The organism is Photobacterium sp. OFAV2-7 (assembly GCF_022347985.1).
In the GTDB taxonomy this organism is placed as follows: domain Bacteria; phylum Pseudomonadota; class Gammaproteobacteria; order Enterobacterales; family Vibrionaceae; genus Photobacterium.
This window is the reverse complement of sequence record NZ_JAKRFQ010000712.1, coordinates 1-2,791: the sequence shown is the minus strand read 5'-3', so window position 1 is coordinate 2,791 and position 2,791 is coordinate 1. Positions and strand designations below refer to the sequence as shown.

Sequence of the window (2,791 nt, the reverse complement as noted above, 5' to 3'; positions counted from 1 at the left end):
CCGATCTCCTAATACCAATAAAGCAATTCTTGGCTAATCAGCCCTTGCCCATTCTGGGTGATGACCCGCGTAACCCGGGCGGCAAAAAAGTCTTTTCCGTGGCGCCTATTACGCAATATGATTCGGTTATTGGCTATTTATACGTTGTGATTGGCAGTGAACAGCGAACATTATTGGCTTCTCAGGAAGGTAATCAACCTGTCTACAACATGATGGCAATCTCCCTGCTTCTCATCCTTGGCTTCAGTTTGCTGACCTACCACCTAGTTAGACAAACTCTGCTCCAGCCGATAGAAACCGTTACCCAAAACCTGAGGGAACAGGCCGGAAACGACTTTCGTCTGCGCCCTGATTTTGTCAATCAGGTGCCGGAACTCAAGCCCATAGCCAAGCATTTGTATCTTATGGCCCAGCGGATCCAGCAGCAGTTCTTACAGCTGCAACAGGAAGAGAACAATCGCCGGGAGTTGCTCATGCAATTGAGCCATGATCTCAAAACCCCGCTGTCGAGTATCCTCGGTTACCTGGAAACATGGCAGCTCCAGGCGTCTTCTCCCGATCCCCTGATTGAGACCGCACATCGCAATGCGCACAAGCTTGCCGAACAGCTAAGTCAGCAGCTCGAGCTGGCTCGCAGCCAAAAACACGTACCAGAGCCGCACTTCGAGCCTGTCCGGCTGACGCAAATCATAAGAGAAACCCAGGAAAGTCTGGCAATTGACGCCAAGAAAAAGCATCTTTCGCTTAGCCTGTCGCTACCGGATATCGATACTGTCTATGGCGACAAACAGCTATTGCTACGCTTATTTTCTAACCTGTTCGAAAATGCTATCCGCCATGCCCCTGCTTATTCGACCATCCAACTTCAAGCTGAGCACCACCAACATGATGTAGCGGTCCAGCTCACTAACCAGATTGATCCCGAGGCACCATCAGGCTCGATGGGGTTGGGGATGCGGATTATCCAGTCTATTTTGGTGATCCACCACAGTCACCTGAAAACAGAGCGCAATACCGGGCAATACCTGCAATCTTTTGATCTGCCAGTCTCGGCCTGATCCGAGTTTAAACCCATTTCCACAAGCTCCCCCAAAAAAACACCCTGGCTGCTTGGCAAGCAACCAGGGTGTGATTTATCTACCGAAAGAAAACAGGCAAAAACTGACTATACTAACAATCTGCTTCCCAATGCCTTGGCCTGCTCATCATCAACAACCGCCTGTACTGAGATATCCATATCATTGTTCCACTTCAGCGCGTAGGCAGACACCGCCTCGATACTATCAGATTCACAAATCGCGACTCCCGTTCCACTGACCAGATCATGCCAGCGCCCAATCATCTTGATCTCTTCCCCCATCATGGCCTGATCCTGCTCTGTGGTAAGCTGAGAAAAGTGAGCCAGCGTCGCATGAAGCTTGCCTTGGTGTAACTGCCAGGTAATTAAAAATGTCATCATCAGTACCTCGTTTTAGCACTGAGGATAAGTATAGATAAGGAGATGCAATACCTGAGATACTATGCCTGTGATTCTAAGCTAGATCTTGAATTACTCTGGCATCTAGAACAAAGCGCAGTTAACGCCAAGGTGTTCGCCTCCTAACTTCATGCAGTAGGGATGCAATCGGCAGAGAAACAGGCCCTGTCAATCAAAGCTTGTGCCTCTGATGTCGGGAGCGCCTTGTCAAAGTAATATCCCTGGGCACAGTCGCAACCGAGTTGTGTTAACAGCTCCCGCTGCTCCTGTGTTTCGACCCCTTCTGCAAGCACCTTAACCTGCAACACGCGACTCAGCTCTATAATCTGCCGGGTAAATTCACGGTCCAGCTCCGTATTACAGATATTCTCAATCAAAGTACGATCCAGCTTTAGTTTGTCTAACGAACGGCAGAAAGTACGAATCAAGTTCAGCGAAGAATAGCCTGTACCAAAATCATCGACAGCAATGTTGATCCCAGCACTTTTAAGCTGCGTTATATTATCCCTGAGCATGCTGATGTTCTTCGCTGTTGCTGTTTCCGTGATTTCGACTTCAATCAGTTCTGTCGGGCATTGGGTCGTATTGATAATCTCTATAATTCGTGAGACAAATGTCGTCATCTCTATTGTCTTAAAAGATATATTAATTGCAATACGAGGAGTATTAATACCATGCTCTCGCCATTCAACAATTTGTCTGCAGACCTGATTAAATACCCACAAATCAAATTCAAAATGCAAACCAATGTCTTCAGCAACCCCCACAAAAACATCCGGAGGAATATAACCCAGCTCGTTATGTTGCCAACGAGATAATGCTTCGAAGCCAATCAGTGCTCCACTGCACAAATCATATTGTGGCTGGAAATAGATTTTTATCTGATTTTGTTCTATTGCCTGTGGCAGTTCTTCAATAATTAGCTTCTTAAAAACTAAATCATCTTTCGTCTGTTCCGTCGCCAGACAATATTTAGACGTGCTGAACTTCTTCGCTTCTCGCATGGCAATTTCGGTCGCCACTTCCATCGCATGGTAGCTGTCGTAAACAGCACTTTCAGCACTGACACCAATGCTGAAAGACTTATTGACCTGATGGCCGCCTTTGAGCTTCAGCGGCATAGCTGCGACGTCACAAAGTCGGCGGCAAATCTGGTGAACATACTCATCAAAAGCATCGCTTGTCAGCCCGTTGTTTTCTTCTACCAACACGCCAAATTTTGCATTCGAGTAGCGTACTACCAACCCCTTGTCTTTTAGCCTCTCCTGAAGTGTTTTTCCCAACACCCATAGGTAGTTGTCACCGATATCGAAG

The 2,791-nt window shown here is 47.2% G+C and carries 3 protein-coding genes; 1 reads left to right on the top strand and 2 read right to left on the bottom strand.

What is annotated here, in order from left to right; all coding sequences use genetic code 11:
* Nucleotides 1–1,058 (top strand): sensor histidine kinase KdpD (locus MHN01_RS23435; RefSeq protein WP_239413762.1); only part of this gene is annotated, 1,058 nt, incomplete at its 5' end.
* A gap of 107 nt (nucleotides 1,059–1,165) precedes the next feature.
* On the opposite strand, the gene MHN01_RS23430 is transcribed toward MHN01_RS23435, so the two are convergent.
* Both MHN01_RS23430 and MHN01_RS23425 read right to left on the bottom strand, forming a co-directional pair.
* Nucleotides 1,166–1,459 carry a DUF3303 domain-containing protein gene (locus tag MHN01_RS23430; protein ID WP_239413760.1) on the bottom strand — a complete coding sequence of 98 codons (294 nt, stop codon included), beginning with the start codon at nucleotides 1,457–1,459 and terminating at the stop codon, nucleotides 1,166–1,168.
* 146 nt (nucleotides 1,460–1,605) lie between these two features.
* Nucleotides 1,606–2,791, bottom strand: a 1,186-nt coding sequence (locus tag MHN01_RS23425; RefSeq protein ID WP_239413759.1) for a bifunctional diguanylate cyclase/phosphodiesterase, incomplete at its 5' end; no start/stop codon positions are given.